The organism is Sulfitobacter sp. F26204, assembly GCF_026410305.1.
Taxonomy (GTDB): Bacteria; Pseudomonadota; Alphaproteobacteria; order Rhodobacterales; family Rhodobacteraceae; genus Sulfitobacter.
The window spans coordinates 453,288-477,395 of sequence record NZ_JAPMLQ010000001.1 but is presented as its reverse complement, the minus strand read 5'-3'; the positions used below and the strand labels follow the sequence as shown (position 1 = coordinate 477,395).

At 55.4% G+C, this 24,108-nt stretch carries 21 protein-coding genes; 14 read left to right on the top strand and 7 right to left on the bottom strand.

The window, feature by feature from the left end; genetic code table 11:
* Positions 1 to 96 precede the first annotated feature (96 nt).
* The 8 genes from OS190_RS02255 to OS190_RS02220 all read left to right on the top strand — a co-directional run bounded on the left by OS190_RS02255 (position 97) and on the right by OS190_RS02220 (position 12,340).
* Positions 97 to 1,530, top strand: a complete 1,434-nt coding sequence (locus OS190_RS02255) for an NAD(P)-dependent oxidoreductase (RefSeq protein ID WP_267157035.1) — start codon at positions 97 to 99, stop codon at positions 1,528 to 1,530.
* A 126-nt stretch (positions 1,531 to 1,656) separates the two neighbouring features.
* A complete protein-coding gene (locus tag OS190_RS02250; protein WP_267157034.1) occupies positions 1,657 to 2,088 on the top strand; it encodes a GFA family protein in 432 nt (143 codons plus the stop codon).
* Entirely contained in the window at positions 2,085 to 6,617 is a 4,533-nt protein-coding gene (gene gltB, locus OS190_RS02245) for a glutamate synthase large subunit (protein ID WP_267157033.1), read from the top strand. The genes OS190_RS02250 and gltB overlap by 4 nt, the downstream gene beginning before the upstream one ends.
* Before the next feature lie 139 nt (positions 6,618 to 6,756).
* Entirely contained in the window at positions 6,757 to 7,671 is a 915-nt protein-coding gene (locus OS190_RS02240; protein WP_267157032.1) for a Hint domain-containing protein, read from the top strand.
* A gap of 111 nt (positions 7,672 to 7,782) precedes the next feature.
* Positions 7,783 to 8,451 carry a monofunctional biosynthetic peptidoglycan transglycosylase gene (gene mtgA, locus OS190_RS02235; RefSeq protein ID WP_416237359.1) on the top strand — a complete coding sequence of 223 codons (669 nt, stop codon included), beginning with the start codon at positions 7,783 to 7,785 and terminating at the stop codon, positions 8,449 to 8,451.
* A 57-nt stretch (positions 8,452 to 8,508) separates the two neighbouring features.
* On the top strand, positions 8,509 to 9,174 hold the full coding sequence (gene fzlA / locus OS190_RS02230) for an FtsZ-binding protein FzlA (RefSeq protein WP_267157030.1): 666 nt from the start codon (positions 8,509 to 8,511) through the stop codon (positions 9,172 to 9,174).
* A 66-nt stretch (positions 9,175 to 9,240) separates the two neighbouring features.
* The gene (gene queG / locus OS190_RS02225) at positions 9,241 to 10,269 is read left to right on the top strand and encodes a tRNA epoxyqueuosine(34) reductase QueG (protein WP_267157029.1); all 1,029 of its coding nucleotides are present in this window, start codon (positions 9,241 to 9,243) and stop codon (positions 10,267 to 10,269) included.
* 64 nt (positions 10,270 to 10,333) lie between these two features.
* Positions 10,334 to 12,340 (top strand): hydantoinase/oxoprolinase family protein, encoded by a 2,007-nt coding sequence (locus OS190_RS02220; RefSeq protein WP_267157028.1) that lies wholly within the window; start codon positions 10,334 to 10,336, stop codon positions 12,338 to 12,340.
* Between the two features lie 24 nt (positions 12,341 to 12,364).
* Here OS190_RS02220 and msrA read toward each other — a convergent pair whose 3' ends face one another.
* Together msrA and msrB are read right to left on the bottom strand one after the other, a co-directional pair.
* Positions 12,365 to 12,874, bottom strand: coding sequence for a peptide-methionine (S)-S-oxide reductase MsrA (gene msrA, locus OS190_RS02215; RefSeq protein WP_267157027.1), 510 nt, complete (start codon positions 12,872 to 12,874; stop codon positions 12,365 to 12,367).
* On the bottom strand, positions 12,871 to 13,314 hold the full coding sequence (gene msrB / locus OS190_RS02210; RefSeq protein ID WP_267157026.1) for a peptide-methionine (R)-S-oxide reductase MsrB: 444 nt from the start codon (positions 13,312 to 13,314) through the stop codon (positions 12,871 to 12,873). The genes msrA and msrB overlap by 4 nt, the downstream gene beginning before the upstream one ends.
* A 138-nt stretch (positions 13,315 to 13,452) precedes the next feature.
* Between msrB and OS190_RS02205 the strand changes: the two genes are divergently transcribed.
* Both OS190_RS02205 and OS190_RS02200 read left to right on the top strand, forming a co-directional pair.
* Positions 13,453 to 13,971, top strand: coding sequence for a glutathione peroxidase (locus OS190_RS02205; protein WP_267157025.1), 519 nt, complete (start codon positions 13,453 to 13,455; stop codon positions 13,969 to 13,971).
* Between the two features lie 39 nt (positions 13,972 to 14,010).
* Entirely contained in the window at positions 14,011 to 14,637 is a 627-nt protein-coding gene (locus tag OS190_RS02200; RefSeq protein WP_267157024.1) for a class I SAM-dependent DNA methyltransferase, read from the top strand.
* Position 14,638: 1 nt separating this feature from the next.
* Here OS190_RS02200 and OS190_RS02195 read toward each other — a convergent pair whose 3' ends face one another.
* The 5 genes from OS190_RS02195 to ade form a co-directional block, all read right to left on the bottom strand.
* The gene (locus tag OS190_RS02195; protein ID WP_267157023.1) at positions 14,639 to 15,631 is read right to left on the bottom strand and encodes a GlxA family transcriptional regulator; all 993 of its coding nucleotides are present in this window, start codon (positions 15,629 to 15,631) and stop codon (positions 14,639 to 14,641) included.
* Between the two features lie 63 nt (positions 15,632 to 15,694).
* Positions 15,695 to 16,564, bottom strand: coding sequence for a DMT family transporter (locus OS190_RS02190; protein ID WP_267157022.1), 870 nt, complete (start codon positions 16,562 to 16,564; stop codon positions 15,695 to 15,697).
* A 239-nt stretch (positions 16,565 to 16,803) separates the two neighbouring features.
* On the bottom strand, positions 16,804 to 17,094 hold the full coding sequence (locus OS190_RS02185; protein WP_267157021.1) for an HU family DNA-binding protein: 291 nt from the start codon (positions 17,092 to 17,094) through the stop codon (positions 16,804 to 16,806).
* A 140-nt stretch (positions 17,095 to 17,234) separates the two neighbouring features.
* Complete coding sequence (locus OS190_RS02180) at positions 17,235 to 18,695, bottom strand: AMP nucleosidase (protein WP_267157020.1); 1,461 nt, start codon at positions 18,693 to 18,695, stop codon at positions 17,235 to 17,237.
* A gap of 54 nt (positions 18,696 to 18,749) precedes the next feature.
* Complete coding sequence (gene ade / locus OS190_RS02175) at positions 18,750 to 20,552, bottom strand: adenine deaminase (RefSeq protein ID WP_267157019.1); 1,803 nt, start codon at positions 20,550 to 20,552, stop codon at positions 18,750 to 18,752.
* A gap of 59 nt (positions 20,553 to 20,611) precedes the next feature.
* Here ade and OS190_RS02170 point away from each other — a divergent pair, with 59 nt between their 5' ends.
* From OS190_RS02170 to OS190_RS02155, 4 genes are all read left to right on the top strand, one after another.
* Positions 20,612 to 21,031, top strand: a complete 420-nt coding sequence (locus tag OS190_RS02170) for a VOC family protein (protein WP_267157018.1) — start codon at positions 20,612 to 20,614, stop codon at positions 21,029 to 21,031.
* 12 nt (positions 21,032 to 21,043) lie between these two features.
* Complete coding sequence (locus tag OS190_RS02165) at positions 21,044 to 21,799, top strand: class II aldolase and adducin N-terminal domain-containing protein (RefSeq protein WP_267157017.1); 756 nt, start codon at positions 21,044 to 21,046, stop codon at positions 21,797 to 21,799.
* Between the two features lie 83 nt (positions 21,800 to 21,882).
* Entirely contained in the window at positions 21,883 to 23,133 is a 1,251-nt protein-coding gene (locus tag OS190_RS02160) for a glycosyltransferase family 4 protein (protein ID WP_267157016.1), read from the top strand.
* Positions 23,134 to 23,175: 42 nt separating this feature from the next.
* The gene (locus OS190_RS02155) at positions 23,176 to 24,030 is read left to right on the top strand and encodes an SDR family oxidoreductase (protein WP_267157015.1); all 855 of its coding nucleotides are present in this window, start codon (positions 23,176 to 23,178) and stop codon (positions 24,028 to 24,030) included.
* The last annotated feature ends 78 nt before the right edge of the window (positions 24,031 to 24,108 follow it).

The window sequence follows — 24,108 nt, the reverse complement described above, 5'->3', positions numbered from 1 at the left end:
ATCACTTTTCTGATATATACGTCAATAATGCTGACTTTTATTTCACCTTGGCCTGATATATTGGGGGTTTCTGGCAGTTACAGGCAAGGAAGCACCATGGCAGAACAACCGATGTTGAAGTTTGTGAATATCGAACGGGATATGCCGGAAAAGCGGCCCCCGGACCTGCGTCGCAATGACTTTAACGAGATTTATGCCGAATACGCAGATACAAAAGCCAAGGAGCAATCCAGCCGGTGCAGTCAATGCGGTGTCCCCTATTGCCAAAGCCATTGCCCGCTGCACAACAATATCCCTGACTGGCTGCGCCTGACGGCCGAAGGACGGTTGCAAGAAGCCTACGAACTATCTCAAGCGACGAATACCTTTCCCGAAATCTGCGGCCGCATCTGCCCACAGGACCGCCTGTGCGAAGGCAATTGCGTCATAGAGTCATCAGGCCATGGCACCGTGACCATCGGATCAGTCGAGAAATACATTACCGATACGGCCTGGGAAAAAGGCTGGGTACTGCCGATCAAGCCACGTGCAGAGCGGACCGAAAGCGTGGGCATCATTGGTGCTGGTCCCGGTGGTCTGGCGGCGGCAGATGTGCTGCGCCGTCAGGGCGTGCAGGTCACGATCTATGACACCTATGATCGTGCAGGCGGATTGCTGACCTATGGTATTCCCGGCTTTAAGCTGGAGAAGGACATTGTGATGCGCCGTAACGACCAGCTTGAGCAGGGTGGCGTCAAGTTCGAGCTGAATTGCACAGTGGGTAAGGACATCAGTTTTGCCGATATTCGTGCCAAACATGACGCAGTGATTATTGCCACAGGTGTTTACAAAACAAGAGAAATTCAGGCACCCGGCGTTGGTGGCGTGGGCCTTGAGCGCGCAATCGATTTCCTCACTGCAAGCAACCGAAAGAGTTTCGGTGATGCCGTCGAAGAGTTTGATTCTGGCCGTCTGGACGCCAAGGGAAAGCGCGTTGTTGTGATTGGTGGCGGGGATACGGCGATGGATTGTGTGCGCACGTCGATCCGTCAGGGTGCCGAGTCTGTGAAGTGTCTGTATCGTCGGGATCGTGCGAACATGCCGGGCAGCCAGCGCGAGGTGGCCAATGCCGAAGAAGAAGGCGTGCAGTTTGAATGGCTGACCGCGCCCAAGGGATTTGTCGGTGATCCGGTGACGGGCGTAATGGTGCAGAAGATGCGTCTGGGTGCGCCGGATGCGACGGGGCGTCAGGCACCGGAAGTGATCGAAGGTGCCGATTATGTCGAAGAGGCCGATCTGGTGATCATGGCCTTGGGTTTTGAACCCGAAGACCTGCCAACGCTTTGGAACGAGCCGGAATTGCCGGTGACGCGCTGGGGCACGATCAAGACCGAGTATGTGACAGGCAAAACAGAAATGGATGGTGTTTACGCTGTAGGTGACATCGTGCGCGGTGCATCGCTGGTGGTCTGGGCGATCAAGGACGGGCGCGATTGTGCCGAGGCAATCCTTGAAAAACTGAACGGCGAAACGGTGATGGCGGCGGAATAATACAGGGGGCACCCCCCCCCGTACACCGGGCGTACACCCCCGATGCACCGCCGCAGCGCAGCGTAACGGTAAACGATAGATGAATGGGTCAGTGGTGCTGACATCCTGACGGAAGGAACCTTAACAATGGCTGAAGACATCCAAGGTCAATGCCTGTGCGGAGCGGTGCAGATCACGGCCCAAGTTGACAACCCGCGCTTGCGAGCCTGTCATTGTGACATGTGCCGCCAGCATACTTCGGGGCCGTTTTTCTCGCTTGAGACTGTCGCGGGGAGTGTCACGGTGAACGGACCTGCGCAGCAGTTCAAATCCTCGGATTGGGGCGGGCGCGGTTTTTGTCCTACCTGCGGATCGACGCTTTGGTACGGGGTTGACGCGGATGGGTCGCGGAACCTGTCCGCCGGATTGTTCCCCAATGCGGGGGGCGGTGTGCTGAAGGCGGAACTCTTCAGCGACAAATGTCCCCATGGATATGCCCTTGCTGGCGAGCATAAGAAAATGACGACACATGAAACCCTTGCACTGTTTGCACCCGAGACTCTGGAGACTTCCGAATGACAAAATATGATGACGCATGGGTCGCCCGCGAAGAAGCCAAGCGGGCGATGATGGCCGAAAAAGGTTTGTACTCCCCCGAGGAAGAGCATTCTTCCTGCGGTGTCGGTCTGGTGGTGAATGTCGACGGATCGCGCAGTCGGGCGGTTGTGGAAAACGGGATCAAGGCCTTGCAGGCGATCTGGCACCGTGGCGCGGTGGACGCTGATGGCAAAACGGGTGATGGCGCAGGTATTCACGTGCAAATTCCCGTGCAGTTTTTCTGGGATCAGGTCAAGCGGACTGGCCATGTCCCAAGAGAGGATGAACTGTTTGCAGTTGGGCAGGTGTTCCTGCCGCGCACAAATTTCGGGGCACAGGAGACCTGTCGAACAATTGTCGAAACCGAAGTCCTGCGCATGGGCTATTATATCTTTGGCTGGCGGCATGTGCCGGTCGATATTTCAGTACTGGGTGAAAAAGCGAATGCCACCCGTCCCGAAATTGAACAAATCCTGATTTCCAATTCCAAGGGTGTGGATGAAGAGACCTTTGAACGGGAGCTATATGTGATCCGTCGCCGGATCGAAAAAGCGGCAATAGCGGCGCAGGTTCCGCATTTGTATATTGCGTCGTTGTCGTGCCGTTCGATCATCTACAAAGGCATGATGTTGGCCGAACAGGTCGCAGAATTCTATCCTGATCTGTTGGACGAAAGGTTTGTCAGCGCCTTTGCGATTTATCATCAACGTTATTCCACCAACACCTTTCCGCAATGGTGGTTGGCACAGCCGTTCCGCATGCTGGCCCATAACGGCGAGATCAACACGCTGAAGGGCAATCTGAACTGGATGAAAAGCCACGAAATACGCATGGCTTCCGGCGCATTTGGCGACATGGCCGAAGACATCAAACCGATTGTGGCGGCGGGTTCATCCGATTCCGCTGCGTTGGACTCTGTTTTTGAGGTCCTGGTACGTGCCGGACGGTCTGCCCCCATGGCCAAGACGATGCTGGTCCCGGAGTCCTGGTCCAAGCAGGCGGTGGATTTACCAAAACCATGGCTGGACATGTATTCATACTGCAATTCGGTGATGGAACCCTGGGACGGACCTGCAGCCTTGGCCATGACAGATGGGCGTTGGGTTTGTGCAGGTCTGGACCGGAGCGGTCTGCGCCCCATGCGTTATGTGGTCACCAGCGAGGGTATGCTGATCGCGGGATCTGAAGCGGGCATGGTACCGCTGGACGAAGCGAATGTTGTGCAAAAAGGCGCACTTGGCCCCGGGCAAATGATTGCCGTGGACATGCAAAAAGGCAAACTGTTCGACGATTCCAAGATCAAGAACAGGCTGGCAGGCGCACTGCCCTTTGGTGAATGGGTTGACAAGATTGTCGAACTGGATGCAGCGCTGGCCGAAGTCAACGAAAAGCCGGTGTTCGAGGGCAACGTATTGCGACGTCGTCAAGTGGCGGCGGGCTATTCAATCGAAGATCTGGAACAAATACTGGCACCGATGGCCGAAGACGCCAAGGAAACGCTGGCGTCCATGGGGGATGACACGCCTTCGGCTGTTTTGTCCAAACAATACCGTCCGCTGAGCCATTTCTTCAGGCAGAACTTCAGCCAAGTAACAAACCCGCCGATCGACAGTTTGCGCGAATTTCGGGTAATGAGCCTGAAAACCCGGTTCGGAAATTTGAAAAACGTGTTGGACGAAGACAGCAGCCAGACCGAGATTTTTGTGCTGGATTCCCCTTTTGTCGGGAACGCCCAGTTTGACGAACTGTTCAGGCATTTCAACGCCGATGTGGCGACAATTGACTGTTCGTTTGCCCCCGGCGGAAACAACCTGGGCGCAGGATTGGCCCGTATCAGAGCCGAAGCCGAAGATGCTGTGCGCTCTGGGGCGGGACATCTGGTACTGACTGACCATCTGAGCGACGGGGACAGTGTTGCGATGCCGATGATCCTCGCGACCTCCGCCATTCACAGCCATCTGACGCGCAAGGGTTTGCGCACCTTTTGTTCGTTGAACGTGCGATCGGCAGAATGCGTTGACCCGCATTATTTCGCCGTTCTGGTGGGATGTGGGGCGACCGTTGTTAACGCCTATCTGGCAGAAGATTCCCTGAATGACCGCATCAATCGTGGATTGCTGGATCTGACCCTGAAACAGGCGGTGCAACGTTATCGCGAGGCGATTGATCAAGGCCTGCTCAAGATCATGGCCAAGATGGGGATTTCTGTTGTTTCTTCGTATCGTGGCGGGTTGAACTTTGAAGCTGTCGGTCTGTCCCGTGCCATGTGTGCAGAGTATTTCCCTGGCATGACCAGCCGGATTTCCGGCATCGGTGTCACAGGGATCCAACGCAAGGCCGAAGCCATCCATGCCAAGGGCTGGCAAGGAGACAGCGCCGTGTTGCCCATTGGCGGTTTTTACAAGGCCCGCAAATCCGGCGAGACCCATGCATGGGAAGCCTCTTCCATGCATTTGCTGCAAATGGCTTGTAACAGAGCCTCATATCAGATGTGGCAGCAGTATTCCGCCAAAATGAAAAGCAATCCCCCAATCCATTTGCGCGACCTGCTGGACATCAAACCGCTGGGTGCCCCTGTGGGATTGGAAGAAGTGGAAAGCATCACCTCAATCCGCAAGCGATTTGTAACGCCGGGGATGTCATTGGGGGCATTGAGCCCCGAAGCGCACAAAACCCTGAACGTGGCAATGAACCGGATCGGCGCTAAATCGGATTCCGGTGAAGGCGGCGAAGATCCGGCCCATTTTGTGCCAGAACCCAACGGTGACAACCCAAGTGCCAAGATCAAGCAGGTGGCATCAGGCCGCTTTGGTGTGACCGCCGAATATCTGAACCAGTGTGAGGAACTTGAAATCAAGGTTGCACAGGGCGCCAAACCCGGTGAGGGAGGACAGTTGCCGGGGATGAAGGTCACTGATCTTATCGCCCGCCTGCGGCATTCGACCAAGGGTGTTACGTTGATCTCTCCACCTCCGCACCATGACATCTATTCGATCGAAGATCTGGCGCAGTTGATTTATGATCTCAAGCAGATCAATCCGCGTTGTAAGGTGACGGTAAAGCTGGTGGCTTCCTCCGGCGTGGGCACAATTGCCGCCGGCGTCGCCAAGGCCAAAGCGGATGTGATCCTGATTTCAGGGCATAATGGCGGGACCGGTGCTTCGCCTGCGACCTCGATAAAATATGCGGGTTTGCCGTGGGAAATGGGTCTGACCGAAGCGCATCAGGTGCTGTCGATGAACAACCTGCGTGATCGTGTGACCCTGCGCACAGATGGCGGGCTGCGTACAGGGCGTGACATCGTTATGGCGGCCATGATGGGTGCCGAGGAATATGGTATCGGCACCGCTGCACTGATCGCCATGGGCTGTATCATGGTGCGCCAGTGTCAAAGCAACACCTGCCCGGTTGGCGTTTGCACCCAGGACGAAGCTCTGCGCAGCAAGTTCACTGGAAACGCTGACAAGGTTGTGAACCTCATCACATTCTACGCCACCGAAGTCCGCGAAATTCTGGCGGGTATCGGTGCAAGGTCGCTTGATGACGTGATTGGTCGTGCAGATCTTTTGACACAGGTGTCACGCGGTTCTGCCCATCTGGATGATCTGGACCTTAATCCCCTGCTGATTACCGTCGATGGCGCACACGAGAATGTCTATGACCGTGACAAGCCGCGCAACATGGTGCCTGATACGCTGGATGCCCAGATCGTGCGCGATGCCGCACGGTTTCTGGAAGAGGGCGAAAAAATGCAGCTGTCCTATGCGATCCAAAACACGCATCGGACAGTGGGCACCCGGGTGTCCAGCCATATCGTCAAGAATTTTGGCATGCGCAACAATCTGCAACCTGACCATCTTACAGTGAAATTGACAGGCTCTGCGGGACAATCTCTTGGTGCATTTGCGGCGCCGGGGCTCAAACTCGAAGTCTCGGGGGACGCCAACGATTATGTCGGCAAGGGTCTGTCCGGTGGTACGATTGTCGTCCGCCCGCCAATGGCGAGCCAGATCATCGCCGCAGAAAACACCATAATCGGAAACACCGTGCTCTATGGCGCGACAGACGGCTATCTGTTTGCTGCGGGTCGCGCGGGTGAACGTTTTGCGGTACGCAACTCCGGTGCCAAGGTTGTTATCGAGGGCTGCGGTTCTAACGGTTGTGAATATATGACAGGCGGTGTTGCAGTCATATTGGGCGAGGTTGGCGCAAACTTTGGTGCCGGTATGACCGGCGGCATGGCCTATCTCTATGATCCCGACCAGGTGGCGGAGCGTGTCATGAACCGTGAGACATTGGTAACATGTCCGGTTACGGTGGATCACTGGCTGGACGAGTTGCAAGAGCTTCTGGAGCGGCATCTGAAGGAAACCGGCAGCCGCAAGGCCGCAGACATCCTGCAACATTGGGACCTGGAAAAGCAGTATTTCCTGCAGGTTTGCCCCAAGGAAATGCTGACCCATCTCGCAGCACCGCTGGGCCACGATAGATCGGCCATTCCTGCGGAATAATCATGGGCTGATCAAAGAAACCCTTTGGTCAGGCCACGCTGTCAGTGCGCAATTTAGACGTAATTGACTAAATTGTTGCCATATTCAGCACCAATTACTCCTGCAAACCCTGATTGTTGAAACATCGGGGTTTGCGGCAATGCCTACGGCATACGAAGACCAGTTCTTTTCCGTTGATCCCGGCGCACCTCCTGCGGTCGGCACTGCGCTGACGTTTTCACGGGTCGAATTTGTTGATGAGGATGACGACGGCAACATTGAGACCGGTACCGGAGATACCTTTAACGGTGTGGCCATCTCTCAGGTCTGGCCAAATGACACGCTGACGGTCAATGTTCCGGGAGTCGGCAACATTACCTATACGGGTGTTACGTTTTACCTTGCCAGTGGCACACCTGTCTTTACGCCGACAGACGGGCAGGTGTTGCAGAATGGCACTTTTGTCAGTTCGACATTTGTAACAACCGCGACACAGACACCTGTTGGCAGTTTCGGGCCGACGTGTTTCACACCGGGAACCATGATCGAAACCCCTGCCGGAGGGCGCCTGATCGAAGATCTGTTGATCGGCGATATGGTGACGACACTGGACCAAGGGCCACAAGCAATCCGAAAAATTCTGGACAACAGCTTTCGTGCTGCCGGTGTTTTTGCGCCCATCCAGTTTGATCCCGGCAGCATAGGGAATGACGCCCCGCTCTGCGTGTCACCGCAACACCGCATACTTGTCACCGGCTGGCAGGCAGAACTGTATTTCGGTCAACACGAGGTGCTTGTCGCTGCGAAACACCTGGTGAATGGAGATACGATACGCCAGGTGACGGGGGGTGAGGTACGTTATATCCATTTGATGTTCGATGCGCATCAGATTGTCTTCGGACAGGGTGTCCCTTCGGAAAGTTACTTTGCGGGGCCAGCCCAAAGTGCTGGTGACGATCCGGTGATGACAGAAATGCTGATGTTGTATCCACACCTGGCCACAACTGAGCCGAGCTGCTGGACAACGGCACGCCCGGTCCTGGGCCGGTTCGAAGCGGCGCTACTGGCAGCTTGATGGTTCTGTCTGATTGGCGTTCACAAAACACTTCCGTCACTCTATAGCTGTCACATGGCGCGGGCGACAAAAAAAACAAAACCCAAACAGAAGAAACTGGCGAAACTCCCCATGCGAAAGCGGCTGCGGCGCTGGGTTTTGCGGGTAATCTCGGTTGTATTCCTGTTGGTTGTTGCGCTGGTTGTGCTGGGTGCGGTGATCAACCCACCTACGACAACATATATGTTTACCGAAGCGCGTCGGTTGGGCGGCGTTAAGCAGACATGGGTATCTCTTGATCGCGTCGCCCCGGTGATGGCGCGCTCTGTGGTCGCGGCAGAGGATGCAAATTTTTGCCAGCATTGGGGTTTCGACATCGTTGCGATCAAACTGGCGATTGAACAGGGTTCATCGCGCGGTGCCTCAACCATCAGTCAGCAAACAGTCAAGAATGTGTATTTGTGGCACGGGCGCTTGTGGGTGCGCAAAGCCGCCGAAGCATTGATTACACCCCTGGTCGAAGCGATCTGGTCTAAACGACGTATTATCGAAGTTTACCTGAATATCGCCGAATTCGATGAAGGTATTTTCGGCGTGGAAGCCGCGAGCAGACATTATTTCGGCGTTTCCGCGGCTGATCTGACGGCGACCCAAGCGGCGCGGCTGGCGGCGATCCTGCCCTCTCCCAAAACGCGATCCGCGTCGCAGCCCAGCAACTTCGTACTGAAGCGTGCCCGCCAGGTGCGAGCGGGAGCGGCGACCATTCGCGCGGATGGTCGTGCAAATTGTTTCCAGAGTTGAATTGCGCTACGTAAGCAGGCATGGATGATTATCGTCTCTTCAACATGAGTTTTTCCAATGGCGCGCCTATTCCACGTCCCTCTGTCCCCTTTCTGCCGTAAGGTTCGGTTGAGCCTTGCTGAAAAGAAGATCGAGGTGGAACTGGTAGAGGAAAAGTATTGGGAAGAAGACCCTGATTTCCTGCGCCGCAATCCGGCGGGGAAAGTACCTGTACTACGGCTTGACGGTGTCATCATGACAGAGAGCGCAGCGATTTGCGAATTTATCGAAGAGACCCGGCCAGAGCCGTCATTGCTGCCTTCTGATTCCTTGCAGCGGTTGGAAGTACGCAGGCTTGTCAGCTGGTTCGATGACAAATTTCATTCCGAAGTCACGTCGAAACTCCTGTATGAACGGGTCAACAAAAAGATCATGAAGCAAGGGTATCCAGATAGTAAAAACGTCAAGGCAGGTGCCAAGGCGATCAAATACCATCTGGACTACATGACATGGCTTTTGGATCATCGGCGCTGGCTGGCAGGTGACAAAATGACATTGGCCGATTTTGCCGCAGCGGCACATTTATCTTCGCTGGATTATATTTCCGACGTGGATTGGAACCGTTCGGAAGTTGTCAAGGACTGGTACGCCAAGATCAAATCACGTCCCGCCTTTCGGTCTCTCCTGGCAGATCAGGTGCCGGGCTTCCCGCCACCCAAGCATTACAATGATCTGGATTTCTGACTGTCGCCCCACGCTGGTTCCAGCGCATGTTCGAGAGTGCGGACGGTATATAAGGCCAAAAAGAGAATGGACCTGAAAGCACGTTTGGTTTCACAAGCTCTGAGTGAGGGATTCGTCGCCGCGCGGGTATGCCGTCCCTGGGATGTGCCTGAAATGCCGGCGCGGCTTTCGGCCTTTGTAGAGGCTGGTTTTCACGGACAGATGGCATGGATGGAACAACGGATGGCCTGGCGCGGGAATCCCGCAGCTTTGTGGCCAGAGGCGCGATCGGTCATCATGTTGGCAGAATCCTATGCACCTGAGCAGGATCCTTTGGCCGTTCTGGATCACCCCGAGAAAGGTGCCGTATCCGTCTATGCGCAGGGACGCGATTATCATGATATCGTCAAGAAGCGCCTCAAACGACTGGCGCGCTGGTTAATCGAACAGGAAACCTGCGAAGTAAAAGTTTTCGTAGATACTGCACCGGTGCCTGAAAAGGCGCTGGCGCAGGCAGCAGGCCTTGGCTGGCAAGGAAAACATACCAACGTTCTAAGCCGGGATTGGGGGAACTGGGCCTTTTTAGGGTCTATTTTTACGACATTGCACCTGGACGCCGATCCCGCGGAAGTGGACCATTGCGGGTCTTGCACTGCTTGTCAGGATATTTGCCCGACAAATGCCTTTCCCGAGCCTTATCGGCTGGACCCACGGCGCTGTATTTCTTATCTGACAATCGAATTCAAAGGACCGGTCGAACCTGCCCTTCGTACCAAGCTTGGCAACAGGATCTATGGCTGTGATGATTGTCTGGCGGTTTGTCCCTGGAACAAGTTTGCAGTCAAGGCGAGCGACCTGCGCTATCACGGCGCGGGCGTCGAGGCATCGGATCTGTCGGAGCTTGCGATGTTGGACGATGCCGCCTTCCGACTGCGGTTCTCCGGGTCACCGGTCAAACGGATCGGCCGGGACCGCTTTGTGCGCAATGTTCTATACGCCATCGGGAATTCGGGGCTGGCCTCCTTGCGGGAAACGGCACAAAGCTTGTGCAGTGACCCTGATGCAGCCGTTGCCGATGCGGCGCGTTGGGCGGTAGGACAATTGCCCCAAGGGTGATGCAACGGGGCACGCCAGCTTTGTGTGGGGCGTCATTGCCGGAACAGGAATGAAGGAGATCCTCATGGCCTTGCTTTTGGGTGTGGATACGGGCGGCACATATACTGACGCCGTGCTGGTTCGAGATGAAGAAACAGTTATTGCCTCTGCGAAGGCATTGACGACACGGCATGATCTGGCGATTGGAATCGGGGCGGCAGTGCGTGCCGTTCTGGGCGAAGCGGCAGTGGACCCCGCGCAGATTGCCCTTGCTTCTTTATCAACTACATTGGCGACCAACGCCTTGGTTGAAGGCCAGGGCGGACGTGTTGCGCTGGTATATATCGGCTTCCGCGAAAAGGACTTGCAAGGGCATGGATTGGCCGATGCGCTCAAGGGTGATCCCTATGTGGTTCTGGAAGGGGGTCATAGCCATTCCGGCGGCGAGGCTACCCCCCTGGATGAAAGCGGGCTGAGAGCCTTTCTGGACCGCTGCAAAGGGGAGGTAAGCAGCTTTGCCGTGGCCAGCCAATTTGCCACGCGAAACCCGGCCCACGAGGTGCGGGCGGCAGAATTGATCGCGGAAATTACCGGTTGCCCCATTTCTGCATCCCACCAACTGTCAGCCAGGCTAAATGGCCCAAAACGAGCGTTGACGGCTGTATTGAACGCCCGTTTGATCGGCATGATCGAAGCGCTGATCGGCCGCGCCGAGGATACCTTGAAAGATCTGGACATAGCCGCACCGCTGATGGTCGTGCGCGGAGACGGCGCGTTGATTTCCTCTGACCAAGCCCGTGAGCGGCCAATCGAAACGATCCTGAGTGGTCCGGCGGCATCAATTGTCGGGGCCCGGTGGCTGACGGGCGCGGATCACGCCCTGGTCAGTGATATTGGCGGTACAACGACGGATGTTGCCCTGCTCAAGGACGGGCGGCCCAAGATCGATCCAGCCGGCGCGCGCGTCGGGCCCTATCGCACTATGGTCGAAGCGGTCGCGATGCGCACGACCGGTCTGGGGGGAGACAGCGAAGTACATTTCATTTCCGAAGGCCTGCAGGGAGGCGTAACTCTGGGCCCCAAGCGTGTGCTGCCCGTGTCATTAATCGCTCTGGAAGCCCCCGATGTAGTGCATGCAGCACTGGATAAGCAGTTGCGATCTGTTACCCCCGGAGAGCATGACGGACGCTTTGTGCGAGCGGTACAGGGGGTCAGCCGCGAAGGAATCGGAGCCCGCGAAGCGGCTTTATTGGATCGGATCGGCATCGGGATACATCCGCGCGGTGAAATATTGCGTGCACGTATCGAACAGGGTGCACTCAATCGCCTGGTGGAACGTGGGTTGGTGCAGGACGCAGGTGTGACGCCATCGGATGCCAGCCATGTGTTGGGCCGTGTGATGGAATGGGATGCCGGTGCGGCCCGCAAGGCATTGCAACTTTTCGGGCGGCGGCGGACAGGGTCGGGGAATGTCCTGTCGAACTCCGAAGACAATGTGGCCAGAATGATCATCGACCAGCTGACACATCAGACGGCATTGGCCTTGTTAGAGACTGCTTTTGGCGAAGAAGAAACGCCATATAACCAATCACCGGAAATTCTGGCGCGGCATGAATTGATGCTGCGCGGCATGTCCAGACAAACAGGTCTGGTCAGGGTCGAAGCTGGTTTGAATACCGCTGTTGTGGGCCTGGGTGCCTCGGCACCCTCTTATTATCCGGCTGTTGGGGCATTGCTGAATTGCGAGATGATCCTGCCCATCCATGCGGGGGTCGCCAATGCGATTGGTGCCGTCGTGGGGCGGGTAACGATGCGGCATACGGGCACCGTCACCTCACCCAGTGAGGGAAAATACCGTGCCCATCTGGCAGAGGGGCCCCAGGATTTTGGCGATCAAAAGGCTGCATTGGCTTTGTTAGAGACAAATTTGCGCAGCAAAGCTGTCGCCGAAGCAGAAGCCGCAGGAGCGATCGACATCCAAGTTAGCGTAACGCGCGACGCCCGCAGTGCCGGCGTGGAGTCGCGCAGGGTTTTCATCGAAGCGACCATCACAGTTGAGGCGACGGGCAGACCACGCATTGCAGTTGGCTAGGCGGGGTTCTCCCCGCCTCAGACCTTATTCTGCGGCTGTTCGTTTGGGGAGGGTCCAGTCGGCACGAGGAAAATGACAGGTATAACCGTTCGGGATACGCTCCAGATAATCCTGATGCTCTGGCTCGGCCTCCCAGAAATCGCCAACCGGTTCAACTTCGGTCACGACCTTTCCGGGCCAGTGTCCTGATGCCTCTACATCGGCAATCGTGTCCACTGCGATGGCTTTCTGATTTTCATTTTCATAATAAATCGCAGAACGGTAGCTCATCCCGCGGTCATTGCCCTGCCGGTTGAGTGTCGTCGGGTCATGAATCTGAAAGAAGAATTCAAGCTGTTCACGGTAGGAGGTGACCGTCGGATCAAAGATCACCTCAATCGCTTCTGCATGGGTGCCATGATCGCGATAAGTGGCGTTGGGCACATCACCGCCTGAATATCCGACTCGTGTCGAAATTACGCCGGGACGTTTGCGGATCAGATCCTGCATGCCCCAGAAACATCCCCCAGCCAATACTGCACGTTCGGTTGTCATGTCACGTCCTCCACCTGGTTGAAGTAATCGCCATATCCTTCGTCAACCATGTCGTCGCGATGGACAAAACGCAATGAGGCCGAGTTGATGCAATAACGCAGCCCCCCGCGGTCTGGCGGGCCGTCGGGAAAGACATGGCCAAGGTGGCTGTCGCCGTGTTTGCTGCGCACTTCGGTGCGGACCATGCCCAAAGATACGTCCTGGTGTTCTGTGACGTTTTCAATTGCCTTGGTGAAACTGGGCCAGCCACAGCCGCTTTCGTATTTGTCGGCCGACGCAAACAGCGGTTCTCCGGTTACGATATCCACATATATGCCGGGTTCCTTGTTGCCAAGCAACTTGCCCGTGCCGGGGCGTTCCGTGCCGCTTTCCTGCGTGACGTGATATTCTTCGGGCGAAAGGCTTGCGACCACCTCTGCGCGTTTTTCGTATTTTGACATGACGTCCTCCTTGGCGCGTTTATTTGTTTTATAAGATGGGGTGCTATCATGGAATTCAAAGGGTTTCTGGTATCTGTGCAACTTCATGTGATCGGATTGCGTGAGTTCGGCAGGAAATAGCGATAAGGGGAATAGGATATGCATTGGATTTTCGGACTCGTCCTTGCCGTCATAGGGACAAATGCGGCGGCCGTGCCGCGCGATATGACATTTGCGAATATCGATGGGGGCACCTTGAACCTAGGCCAATGGGCGGGGCAACCCGTATTGGTGGTGAACACCGCCTCGCAATGCGGATTCACGGGGCAATATGCTGGACTGCAGGCGTTATATGACACCTTCAAAGGCCGGGGATTGGTTGTTCTTGCTGTGCCTTCGGATGATTTCAATCAGGAACTCGCCAACGGTGCCGAGATCAAGACGTTTTGCGAGATTTCCTTTGGGCTTGACCTGCCGATGGCGGACATTACGCACGTCAAGGGCGCAAAGGCGCACCCCTTTTACAAGGCGATCCAGAAAGAAACCGGGTTTGTGCCCCGCTGGAACTTCAACAAAGTTCTGATTGGACCGGAGGGTGCGGTACTTGGCACCTGGGGAGCGACGGTCAAACCGCAATCACGTACAATACTGAACGTGATCGAACCGTTGTTGAAATGAAGTTACCGCGTTAGGCTTTGTCGCAAAAAGGAACCTGCGATGAATGATCCGGACCTTGAAACGGCCTATGCGCTTGAAACACCGGCGGACAACCAGCGGCTATATGCAGACTGGGCGGATACCTATGATGACGGCTTTGCCAAAAATATGGATTATCGTTTGCCGCAAATCGTGGCGACAATACTGATCGAGATGTTTGACGGACAAGGGGTGGTGTTGGACCTCGGTGCTGGCACTGGGTTGGTCGCGCAATATGTGTCACGCAACGTGCAACTGACAATGGATGCCCTGGATATTTCGCCGGATATGTTGGCGATAGCGGCCGAAAAAGGTATATATAGAGACACATTTCTTGGTGATCTGACAGGGCCGCTGGATATTGCAACGGGTACCTATGACGCGATTGTCAGTTCCGGGACATTCACCCATGGCCATGTCGGCCCCGAAGCGTTGAACGAGGTGATCAGACTGGGACGGCGGGGCGCCCTCTTTGTCCTGTCGATCAATGCAGAGCATTTCGAAGCACGGGGGTTTTCGGAAAAGTTTTCCTTGTTAGAGGCGGATATTGAGGATTTGGAACATCGCATAGTCGATATTTACGGACCCAAAACCGAGGCATCGCACAAACATGACAAGGCGCATATTGCTGTGTTCAGGAAGCGATAGCCTAACGCTTGTCTTTCCCTGACCAAAGAACCTTGCCGTCGGAGGCTTCTGTGCCGGGAGGATTGCCATAGGCCGCCCGGTAGCTTTTGGAAAAATGTGACAGCGATTTAAAGCCACAGGCCACGCAGACATCGGTTACGCTGAGATCAGTCTGGCGCAGCAGGTTGCGGGCTTTGTCCAGTCGGAGGTGCAGATAGTACCGCTTGGGGGAGGTGAATAAATATCGTGCGAACAACCTTTCGAGCTGTCGCGTGGACAATTTGACCAGCGTGGCAATTTCATCCGGGCGCAGCGGATCTTCCAGGTTGTTTTCCATGATCTGAATGGCCAGCAATAGTTTGGCATTGCGCACTTCAGGTCGGGACCGCTGGGACAGGCGTTGCCCCTGTGATTGCACGCGTGGCGCATGGTAGACCATCTGGTCCGCTACCCATGTGGCAATCTCATTGCCGTAATCGCAACCTACGCGGTGCAACATCAGATCCATCGATGCCGCCCCGCCTGCGGATGTAAAAACGCGACCATCGACCGAATACAGGGTATCCTCCATGATTACATCGGGTAGCATCTCGGCGAGCGCTGTTTTGTATTCCCAATGTGTCGTCACTCGCTTGCCTCCGATTAAACCGGCCAAGGCCAATATATAGGTGCCTGACGACAAGGCACCAAAGTCCATGCCCTTGCGGGTTTCGCGGCGCAGCCAGTTCAATACTGCTCTGGTGCTGCCACGTCCGGCATTTTCCCCGGCACAGACGATCAGGGTTTCGTTGCGCTCAAGCTCAGTCAATCCAGTATCGGTTTCGATTCTGACATTGTTATAGGCCGCGACAGATCTTCCGTCTTCAGACAGAAGTCGCCATCGGTAAAACTGACGTCCGGAAGGATGATGATTGGCCAGAGCCAGGCAATCCAATGCAGACGCGAACCCCAAGGTCGAAAAACCGGGGATCAACAGAAAGGCATAGAGCTTTGGTGGCGCAGCGGATGTGTCCATTCATCCAGCTTACTCCCCGCTCTGCGCGAAATCGACGTTGAGATGCGGCATGGGATGTCGCGTTCAAACCTTGGACTGGCGAGATATTTGCACGGCTAGGATACCCGCCGTGATGATCGCCACACCCAGGGTGTCTCGGGCACCCAGCGTTTCCGACAACAACAGGGCCGCAACCGCGACACCAAAGAACGGGTTCAGAAAGTGGAACGTCGCCGCGCGGGTAGCCCCGATGCGGTTCACCAACCAGAACCAGATGATCGTCGCGGCGAGGCCGGGAAACAAACAGGTATAGGTAAAGGCCAGAGCCAGCGACAAGGTCGGGTTGATCCGTGGGGTTTCGAATGCAAGGGTTGCGAGTGTCAGTGCAGCGCAACCCACCAACATTTGCAGCCCAACGATCATCAGGAAATTTCCGCCCGATGTCGCACCGCGCACCAACAGGGTTGCGATGGTCAAGGCAATCACGCCAATCACGCACAGCCCGACACCGACCATATCCACGCCTCCGTTCAGACGCGCACCCATGATGATGGTCACGCCAATCACGCCCGCAATCAGACCCGCGATACCCAGAGGCCGCAGTTTTTCACCAAAGACGGCCCAAACCGCAAAGCCCACGAGCAAGGGCATGGTTGAAGCGATGATCGCGGCCAAAGAAGCCTGAACCGTTTGCATCGCGATAAAATTCAGACCGAGATAGACGGCGTTTTGCAAAATTCCAAAAATGACAGTTGCACGCCATTGTGCGGGCGTCAGGCGCATCGACTGCCCCATTGCCAGCGCAATGGAAACACCCAGCAACCCCGAAATGAGATAGCGGCATGATAGCGCAAAGAGCGGGGACATATCGGCGACGATGATACGGGCGGAGGTGAAGGCCGAGGACCACATGACCGCGAAAACAAGCCCCATTAGAATTGCGCGAATATCCATTGATCTGCCTTCGGATGAACTGTTTCGCGCACAGTTTCCTAGATTGATGTCAGGAGCAAGGGTATTGCCAAACATGATCTGTTGAGGTGGCCTAATCCTCTCACGATCCAATCGATCAATGCCACGCAGCGAGACCCTGCGTGATAGTGGCATGGCACAACATATGCTCAAGCAGCCGCAGAAAAGTAAAAAGGCCGCCAATTGGCGGCCCTTAAACAAATTCAAAGATCGGTGAAGGCTTAGCCGTTCACGCTGTCTTTCAGTGCTTTCGCGATTGTCATTTTGACAACCTTGTCTGCATCTTTCTTGAATTGTTCACCTGTCGCGGGATTGCGCACCATGCGCTCTGGCCGTTCGCGGCAGTAGATTTTACCAACGCCGGGCAGTGTGACAGCCCCGCCGCCCGATACTTCGCGTGTGATCAGGTTACAAACGGCATCAAGTGCTGCGCCTGCGGATTTCTTGTCTGTGCCCATTTCCTCGGCCAGTGCGGCGACGAGCTGAGTCTTTGTCATTGGTTTGGTTGCCATTATCTTTTTCTCCTTAGACCGCCCGATGTTGGGCCTCCTGCGCAGAAAGTAACGGTATGTTGTGGGGTAGCACAACGGAAATTGCGCCGATTTTCACTGATAATTGCGTTTTTTCGAAGTTTTTTCGCTGTTAAAGCCGGTTAAAGGAATGCAGTTTCGTCAAATGAGCGCAATTTTCGGCTATGAATACGCTCCAACGGGGTGCTGCGCAACAGCTCCATCGCGCGGATTCCGATCATCAAATGACGCGAAACCTGGGTTTTGTAGAAGTCTGAAGCCATGCCGGGCAGCTTGAGTTCGCCATGTAACGGCTTGTCAGAGACACATAGAAGCGTGCCATAAGGCACGCGGAAACGGTATCCGTTGGCAGCGATGGTCGCGCTTTCCATGTCCAAGGCAACAGCCCGCGATTGCGACAGACGCTGCACCGGACCGGACTGATCGCGCAGTTCCCAATTGCGGTTGTCGATCGTAGCGACGGTGCCGGTGCGCATGATGCGTTTCAATTCGTACCCTTCAAGCTGGGTGACCTGGGCAACGGATTGTTCAAGAGCGATCTGGATCTCAGCCAATGCGGGGATCGGTATCCAGACCGGCAGGTCATCATCCAGCACGTGGTCTTCTCTCAGGTAGGCATGGGCGAGCACAAAATCGCCCAGCGCCTGCGTGTTGCGCAGCCCTGCGCAATGGCCAACCATGATCCATGCATGCGGGCGCAGCACCGCGATGTGATCCGTTGCCGTTTTGGCGTTCGAGGGTCCAACGCCAATGTTGACAAGAGTAATACCAGAGCCATCCGCACGTTTGAGGTGGTAGGTTGGCATCTGCGGCATATTCAGTGTTTCGGGGATCGGTGTATCGCCATCGAAAATCTCGACATTACCTGTTGAGACAAAAGAGGTGTAGCCGCTGTCGGGATCATTCAGCTGCTTTCGCGCGTAATCTTCGAATTCAGTGACATAGAACTGGTAGTTGGTGAACATGACATGAAACTGGAAATGTTCGGCATCTGTTGCTGTATAATGCGCAAGACGCGCCAGTGAATAATCAATCCGTTGCGCGGTAAAGGGGGCCAGGGGCCGGACATCATCAACAGGTTTATGGGTACCGTTTACGATGTCATCATTGGTGGTAGAGAGGTCCGGCACATCGAAAATATCACGTAGGGTGAAATCAGCGGCACCGTCCTGGGGGATATTAACAGCATTTTCGCCGGTTACCGCAAAATGCACGGGAATAGGGGTTTCCGACAATCCGATGGTGACGGGTTGTTCGTGGTTTTCGATCAGCAGGCCGATTTGCTGGATCAGATAGTGGCGAAACAGATCTGGCCGCGTGATCGTCGCGGCAAACCGGCCCGGCGAAGAAACATGACCAAAGCTCAGGCGGCTGTCGACCTGGGCAAAGCTGGAGGTTGCAAACCGCACCTCGGGGTAAAAGGCGCGGATACGGGTTTCTTGAATTGGCGTTTCCAGCACGCTGGCAAACTGGTCGCGCAAAAAGGTTGTCGCCTGCAAGTATAGTCTGGTCAGGAAATCAACGGCCTCGGTGGCATCGGTGAATTCCTGCGGGTGTGGAGAATCGGGAGTGATTATTTTCATGCATTGTCTTTCTTTTGTTTTTGGGGCGGTCCTGCCCATTCGGGTTTGCCATTTTCATACCGACCTGACGATCACGTCTGTAAATGCGAAACTGCGCACATCGACAAGGCCAAGGTCGCTGATCCGCAATTCGGGGATCACAACAAGTGCCAGGAGAGAATGCTGCATATAGGCGTTGTTCAAGGTACAGCCACAGTCGCGCATGGCTTGCATCATATTCTCTGTGTCGGCGGCAATTTCATCCGCTGGTTGGTCAGACATCAATCCCGCTATCGGGAGCTTCACCAGCGCCAGTTCCTTGCTGTCCTTGAAGATGGTAATCCCACCTCCGACCTGGCGCAGGCGGTTCGCGGCAAGAGCCATCTGGTCACGGTCGGTACCGACAACAATCATATGATGACTATCATGCGCCACGGTCGAAGCCATGGCCATCGTACCGGAATAGCCAAAACCCGATACAAACGCGTTCACCACATTTCCGGTGGCGCGGTGGCGTTCGACCAAGGCAATCTGCGCGACCTCACCGGTGGCCTGAACGCGACCATCAGTGACGGGCAATTCGAATTGCAGCGCCTTGGTGGGTGCCTGGTTTTCCACCACGCCGATAACATTGGCGTTAACACCGTTGGCTCCGTGGGGGGCCTGGATGGTGAAGTCATCACCGCTTAGCGTCTTGCCCATGTTCACAGTCTGACGGGCAGTATCAGGCCAGTCGTAATGCGGGCATTCGACAAGGCATATGCCATCCCGTGCCACGATCTGACCGCGGGCGATAACAGTCTCTATCGGGAGGGTTTCAAGGTTTGACGTCAGGATCACATCCGCACGGCGACCCGGTGTAAGGGAACCAATGTCACGTTCCAGTCCGAAGTGGGTGGCAGTGTTGATTGTTGCCATTTGCAAAGCAATCAGCGGGTCACAGCCGCAATCAATTGCGTGACGCACAACGCGGTTCATATGACCGTCGTTGACCAAGGTACCCGAATGGCAATCATCAGTGCAGAGGATCATGTTGCGCGGGTCGAGGCCGCGTTCGGTAATGGCGGTGATCTGGGTCTCGACATCGTACCAGGCAGAGCCGAGGCGGATCATAGAGCGCATCCCCTGGCGCATGCGCATGACGGCATCCGCTTCGCAGGTGCCCTCATGATCATCCGCGGGACCACCGGCGACATAGGCGGCGAAAGCAGGCCCCAGATCGGGGGAGGCATAATGCCCGCCCACCGTCTTGCCGGCACGCTGGGTGGCGGCAATTTCGGCCAGCATCTTGGCGTCGGCGTTTGACACACCGGGGAAGTTCATCATCTCGCCCAACCCAATGATGCCGGGCCAGTTCATTGCTTCGGCCACGTCTTCTGCACTGATTTCGAAACCTGTGGTTTCCATCCCAGGAGCAGAAGGGGCACAGGAAGGCATCTGAGTAAAGATATTGATCGGTTGCATCAGGGCTTCGTCATGCATCATCCGCACGCCTTTCAGCCCCAGCACGTTTGCGATCTCATGAGGATCGGTGAACATGGATGTCGTACCATGCGGGATGACGGCGCGCGCAAATTCCGCAGGGGTCAGCATGCCGGATTCGATATGCATGTGCCCGTCGCATAGACCCGGAATCATATAGCGGCCCTTGGCCTCGACAATCTGCGTATCAGGACCCCGGCAATGACCGGCATCGGGCCCTACAAAGGCAATTCGCCCGGCCGTGATGGCAATGTCATGATCCGGCAAGGCCTCTCGGGTGTGCACATTCACCCAGATGCCACCGGTAATGATCATGTCAGCAGCACTGCGTCCGGCAGCGGTGTTGACCAATTGCGGAGCCAGATCGGCCCAAGTTGGGAAAGGTTCTTGCGTCATGTCCCAAGGTGGCACAGGGTCTCAGCAGGTTCAAGCGGGTGCGTGCAGGGAAGCAGAAAATGGATTATGACAAACTTGATGCAGAGACCTTCGGCGCGTCCTTGCGTGGTATGGGATTGAACCTTTTGGTCCGGGATGTTGCTGCCGAAGTCACCTTTTTAGAGACTGTTTTCGGGATGAAAGCATTCCAACCAACGACCGACTTCGCGATCATGACATATGCGGATCAGGTGTTTCAACTGCACAGCGACAGCACCTATCATTCGAATCCGTTGTTGGGGTTGCTGCCAGAGAATCCGCCGAGGGGTGGGGGTATCGAGATCAGGCTTTATGATAGCGACCCGGAAGCAGCCTGTACCCGGGCAGAGGTGGTCGGCGGGACGGTCTTGCAGCCCCCGACTGACAAACCCCACGGTCTGCGCGAGGCCTACATATTGTGTGAAAATGGCTATGCATGGGTGCCAAGCAGAGTCAAATAAGGGAAAATCGAGATGAAAACCGCGGAATTGAAACCGAACATGGACCATTGGCAACAACGGGTCGAACTGGCCGCTGCCTTTCGTTGGACAGCCAGACTGGATATGCATGAAAGCGTCGCAAATCACTTTTCTCTTGCTGTAGATGAAGAAGGCACTCAGTTTCTGATGAATCCGAACCAAATGCATTTCAGCCGGATCAAGGCGAGTGATCTGTTGATGATTGACGCAAATGACCCAAAGACCCTGACAGGACCAAATGCACCCGATCCGACGGCCTGGGGATTGCACGGCGGCGTCCACCGCGCCTGTAGGCATGCGCGCTGTGTGATGCATGTTCATTCGATCTATGCAACTGTGCTTGCTTGCCTCCAAGACAGCAGACTACCCCCGATCGACCAGAATGCCTGTACCTTTTTCAACCGTGTCGTGATTGACGAGGATTACGGCGGGTTGGCCTTTGAGGACGAAGGAGAACGATGCGCCAAACTCCTGACAGATCCCAAGAAGAAAGTCATGGTGATGGGATCACATGGGGTAATGGTGATCGGTGAAACGGTCGCGGATACCTTTAACAGGCTCTATTATTTCGAGCGCGCCGCAGAAACCTATATCAAGGCGCTGCAGACTGGTTTGCCTCTGCGCCGTATCTCTGATGACATCGCAGAAAAAACAGCACAAGAACTTGAGGAATACCCGGAACAGGACGCACGTCATTTGGCAGAACTGATGGCAATCCTGGATTCCGAGGGATCAGACTATGCCCATTGACCCGGTCAGGAGCAAGACACATTGCACCTCGGTCATGGCTTGGATTAACTGCGCGGCAACGATAACGCAGTAGGGCAGGCATTATGAACATACTCTTTGTGCATCAGAACATGCCGGGTCAATACCGTGAGCTGGTAAAGTGGCTGGCCGCCCAAGAGCAGCATCAGATCTATTTTTTGACACAAAAAAAGGACGCTCCGACTCTGCGCGGAATCAGGACGCGGATTTACAAGCCACATCGCAAGCCTGACAAGGACGCCTACGGGCTTTCCAAGGTTTGGGAAGAAGCCGTCGGTTCAGGGTTTGGTGCTGCCATGGCAGCGCGGCGTCTGGAGACAGAAGAAGGGTTTGTCCCTGATATTGTCATCGGGCATGTGGGCTGGGGCGAACTGACGTTTTTCAAACAAGTCTGGCCAGAAGTCCCGATCATCGGCTTTTTTGAATATTATTATAATCTAAAGGGGGGCCTGGTTGGTTTTGATCCTGAAGAACCAGTCTCAGCACACGCACCATTCTTGATGCAGGCACGCAATGCCGTCCCCTTGGCCAATATCGAAGTGGTCGATCAGGGCCATGTGCCCACATTCTGGCAACGCGACAGGTTTCCCACCAGCTTTCATGACCGGATGTACGTGTGTCACGATGGAATCCGCACTGACAAATTGCGTCCGGATCCAGATGTGGAATTGCGCCTTGGGCGGCTGGATGCACCTTTGACACGTGAAGATGAGGTTTTGACCTATGTCGCCCGCAACCTGGAACGTGCGCGGGGTTTTCATGTCTTTATGCGTGCCTTGCCACGGATCATGCAAGAACGCCCAAGTGCGCGTGTGTTGATCGTGGGCGGAAACGACGTGTCCTATGGCGGCAAAAGTGACAACCCGAAAGGTCTGCGTGGAGAAATGGAACAGGAAGTCGGTGATCAGTTGGATTGGGACCGGCTGCACTTTCTGGGTCGCATACCCTATCCCGATTATCAGAAACTGGTGCAGCTCAGCCGGTGTCACGTCTATCTGACCATGCCGTTTGTTTTATCGTGGTCTCTGTTAGAGTCCATGTCGATGGGTGCAACGGTTGTGGCCGCTGATGTCGCACCGGTCCGTGAGGCGATCACCCATGGGAAAACCGGATTGTTGGTAGATTTCTTTGACTCCGATGCATTGGCAAAACAGGTTGTCGAAGTTCTTGCAGAGCCGCAAAAATTTGCACACCTGGCAAAAGCGGCACGGGCGCATGTTGTATCTGAATATGATTTCCTGAAAAAATGTCTGCCGGAACATCTTGGACAGATCAACGCGTTGCTACCCTTAGACAAACAGATCACCATACCATGATTGCCCCTTGAAGCGCGGGCAATGACGGGTCATTTTTGCCGCATGGATAAGGTTCTGTTTTCATTTGGTCATGGCTACAGCGCTGCTGCATTGGCGGCGCGTTTGATCCCGCAGGGATGGCATGTCATCGGGACCACACGGTCCGAGGACAAGATGGCTGCAATTGCTGCCACCGGCGTTGAACCGGTGCTTTGGCCCGGAAGTGATCTCGGCGCAGTGCTACGCGAGGCAACCCATCTTCTGGTTTCCGCCGGACCGGACGCCAAAGGTGATCCGGTACTGAACGTGATGTACGATGACATCGCCCGGATTGCTCCCAACCTGGACTGGGCAGGATACCTATCGACCACCGGTGTCTATGGTGATCACCAAGGAAACTGGGTCGATGAGGACACCGCTTTGGCCCCGTCAACGAAACGCGGCCAATTGCGGGTTGAGGCCGAGGCCGCATGGCAGTCGATTCCCGACCTACCGCTGCATATTTTTCGTCTAGCGGGGATTTATGGCCCAGGGCGCGGCCCTTTTGCCAAGGTACTGAAGGGCACAGCCCGTCGGATTATCAAGAAAAACCAGGTGTTCAGTCGCATCCATGTCGATGATCTCGCGCAGGCGGTGGCACTTTCGATGGAACGCCCCGATGCCGGGGCGATCTATAATCTATGCGACGATGATCCGGCACCACCCCAAGATGTGATCAGCTACGCGGCCGAACTATTGGGGCTGCCCCTGCCCGAAGCCATAGATTTTGACACCGCCGATTTGACGCCAATGGCCCGCAGCTTTTATGCGGAAAGTAAAAAAGTGCGCAACGACCGGATCAAACGTGCGCTCGCATGGCAGCCCAAATACCCAGACTATCGAAGTGGTCTGACGGCAATGCTACAGCACAATACCTGACGGTTTTGCGTAAAGGTCAAAGCCGAAATCGACCTGATCCAGACCCGTGCTTGTCCTGAATGTTCAGCGCCGTCATAA

Bases quoted from the DNA above. Each gene is read 5' to 3' on its own strand.
- fzlA (WP_267157030.1), top strand. From the start codon at position 8,509: ATGGCGCGCCTATTCCACGTCCCTCTGTCCCCTTTCTGCCGTAAGGTT.
- OS190_RS02155 (WP_267157015.1), top strand. From the start codon at position 23,176: ATGGATAAGGTTCTGTTTTCATTTGGTCATGGCTACAGCGCTGCTGCA.
- OS190_RS02165 (WP_267157017.1), top strand. From the start codon at position 21,044: ATGAAAACCGCGGAATTGAAACCGAACATGGACCATTGGCAACAACGG.
- OS190_RS02205 (WP_267157025.1), top strand. From the start codon at position 13,453: ATGCATTGGATTTTCGGACTCGTCCTTGCCGTCATAGGGACAAATGCG.
- gltB (WP_267157033.1), top strand. From the start codon at position 2,085: ATGACAAAATATGATGACGCATGGGTCGCCCGCGAAGAAGCCAAGCGG.
- OS190_RS02185 (WP_267157021.1), bottom strand. From the start codon at position 17,094: ATGGCAACCAAACCAATGACAAAGACTCAGCTCGTCGCCGCACTGGCC.
- OS190_RS02200 (WP_267157024.1), top strand. From the start codon at position 14,011: ATGAATGATCCGGACCTTGAAACGGCCTATGCGCTTGAAACACCGGCG.
- OS190_RS02255 (WP_267157035.1), top strand. From the start codon at position 97: ATGGCAGAACAACCGATGTTGAAGTTTGTGAATATCGAACGGGATATG.
- OS190_RS02190 (WP_267157022.1), bottom strand. From the start codon at position 16,564: ATGGATATTCGCGCAATTCTAATGGGGCTTGTTTTCGCGGTCATGTGG.
- msrA (WP_267157027.1), bottom strand. From the start codon at position 12,874: ATGACAACCGAACGTGCAGTATTGGCTGGGGGATGTTTCTGGGGCATG.
- OS190_RS02160 (WP_267157016.1), top strand. From the start codon at position 21,883: ATGAACATACTCTTTGTGCATCAGAACATGCCGGGTCAATACCGTGAG.
- OS190_RS02195 (WP_267157023.1), bottom strand. From the start codon at position 15,631: ATGGACACATCCGCTGCGCCACCAAAGCTCTATGCCTTTCTGTTGATC.
- OS190_RS02240 (WP_267157032.1), top strand. From the start codon at position 6,757: ATGCCTACGGCATACGAAGACCAGTTCTTTTCCGTTGATCCCGGCGCA.
- OS190_RS02170 (WP_267157018.1), top strand. From the start codon at position 20,612: ATGGATTATGACAAACTTGATGCAGAGACCTTCGGCGCGTCCTTGCGT.
- mtgA (WP_416237359.1), top strand. From the start codon at position 7,783: ATGCGAAAGCGGCTGCGGCGCTGGGTTTTGCGGGTAATCTCGGTTGTA.
- msrB (WP_267157026.1), bottom strand. From the start codon at position 13,314: ATGTCAAAATACGAAAAACGCGCAGAGGTGGTCGCAAGCCTTTCGCCC.
- queG (WP_267157029.1), top strand. From the start codon at position 9,241: ATGGACCTGAAAGCACGTTTGGTTTCACAAGCTCTGAGTGAGGGATTC.
- OS190_RS02250 (WP_267157034.1), top strand. From the start codon at position 1,657: ATGGCTGAAGACATCCAAGGTCAATGCCTGTGCGGAGCGGTGCAGATC.
- ade (WP_267157019.1), bottom strand. From the start codon at position 20,552: ATGACGCAAGAACCTTTCCCAACTTGGGCCGATCTGGCTCCGCAATTG.
- OS190_RS02180 (WP_267157020.1), bottom strand. From the start codon at position 18,695: ATGAAAATAATCACTCCCGATTCTCCACACCCGCAGGAATTCACCGAT.
- OS190_RS02220 (WP_267157028.1), top strand. From the start codon at position 10,334: ATGGCCTTGCTTTTGGGTGTGGATACGGGCGGCACATATACTGACGCC.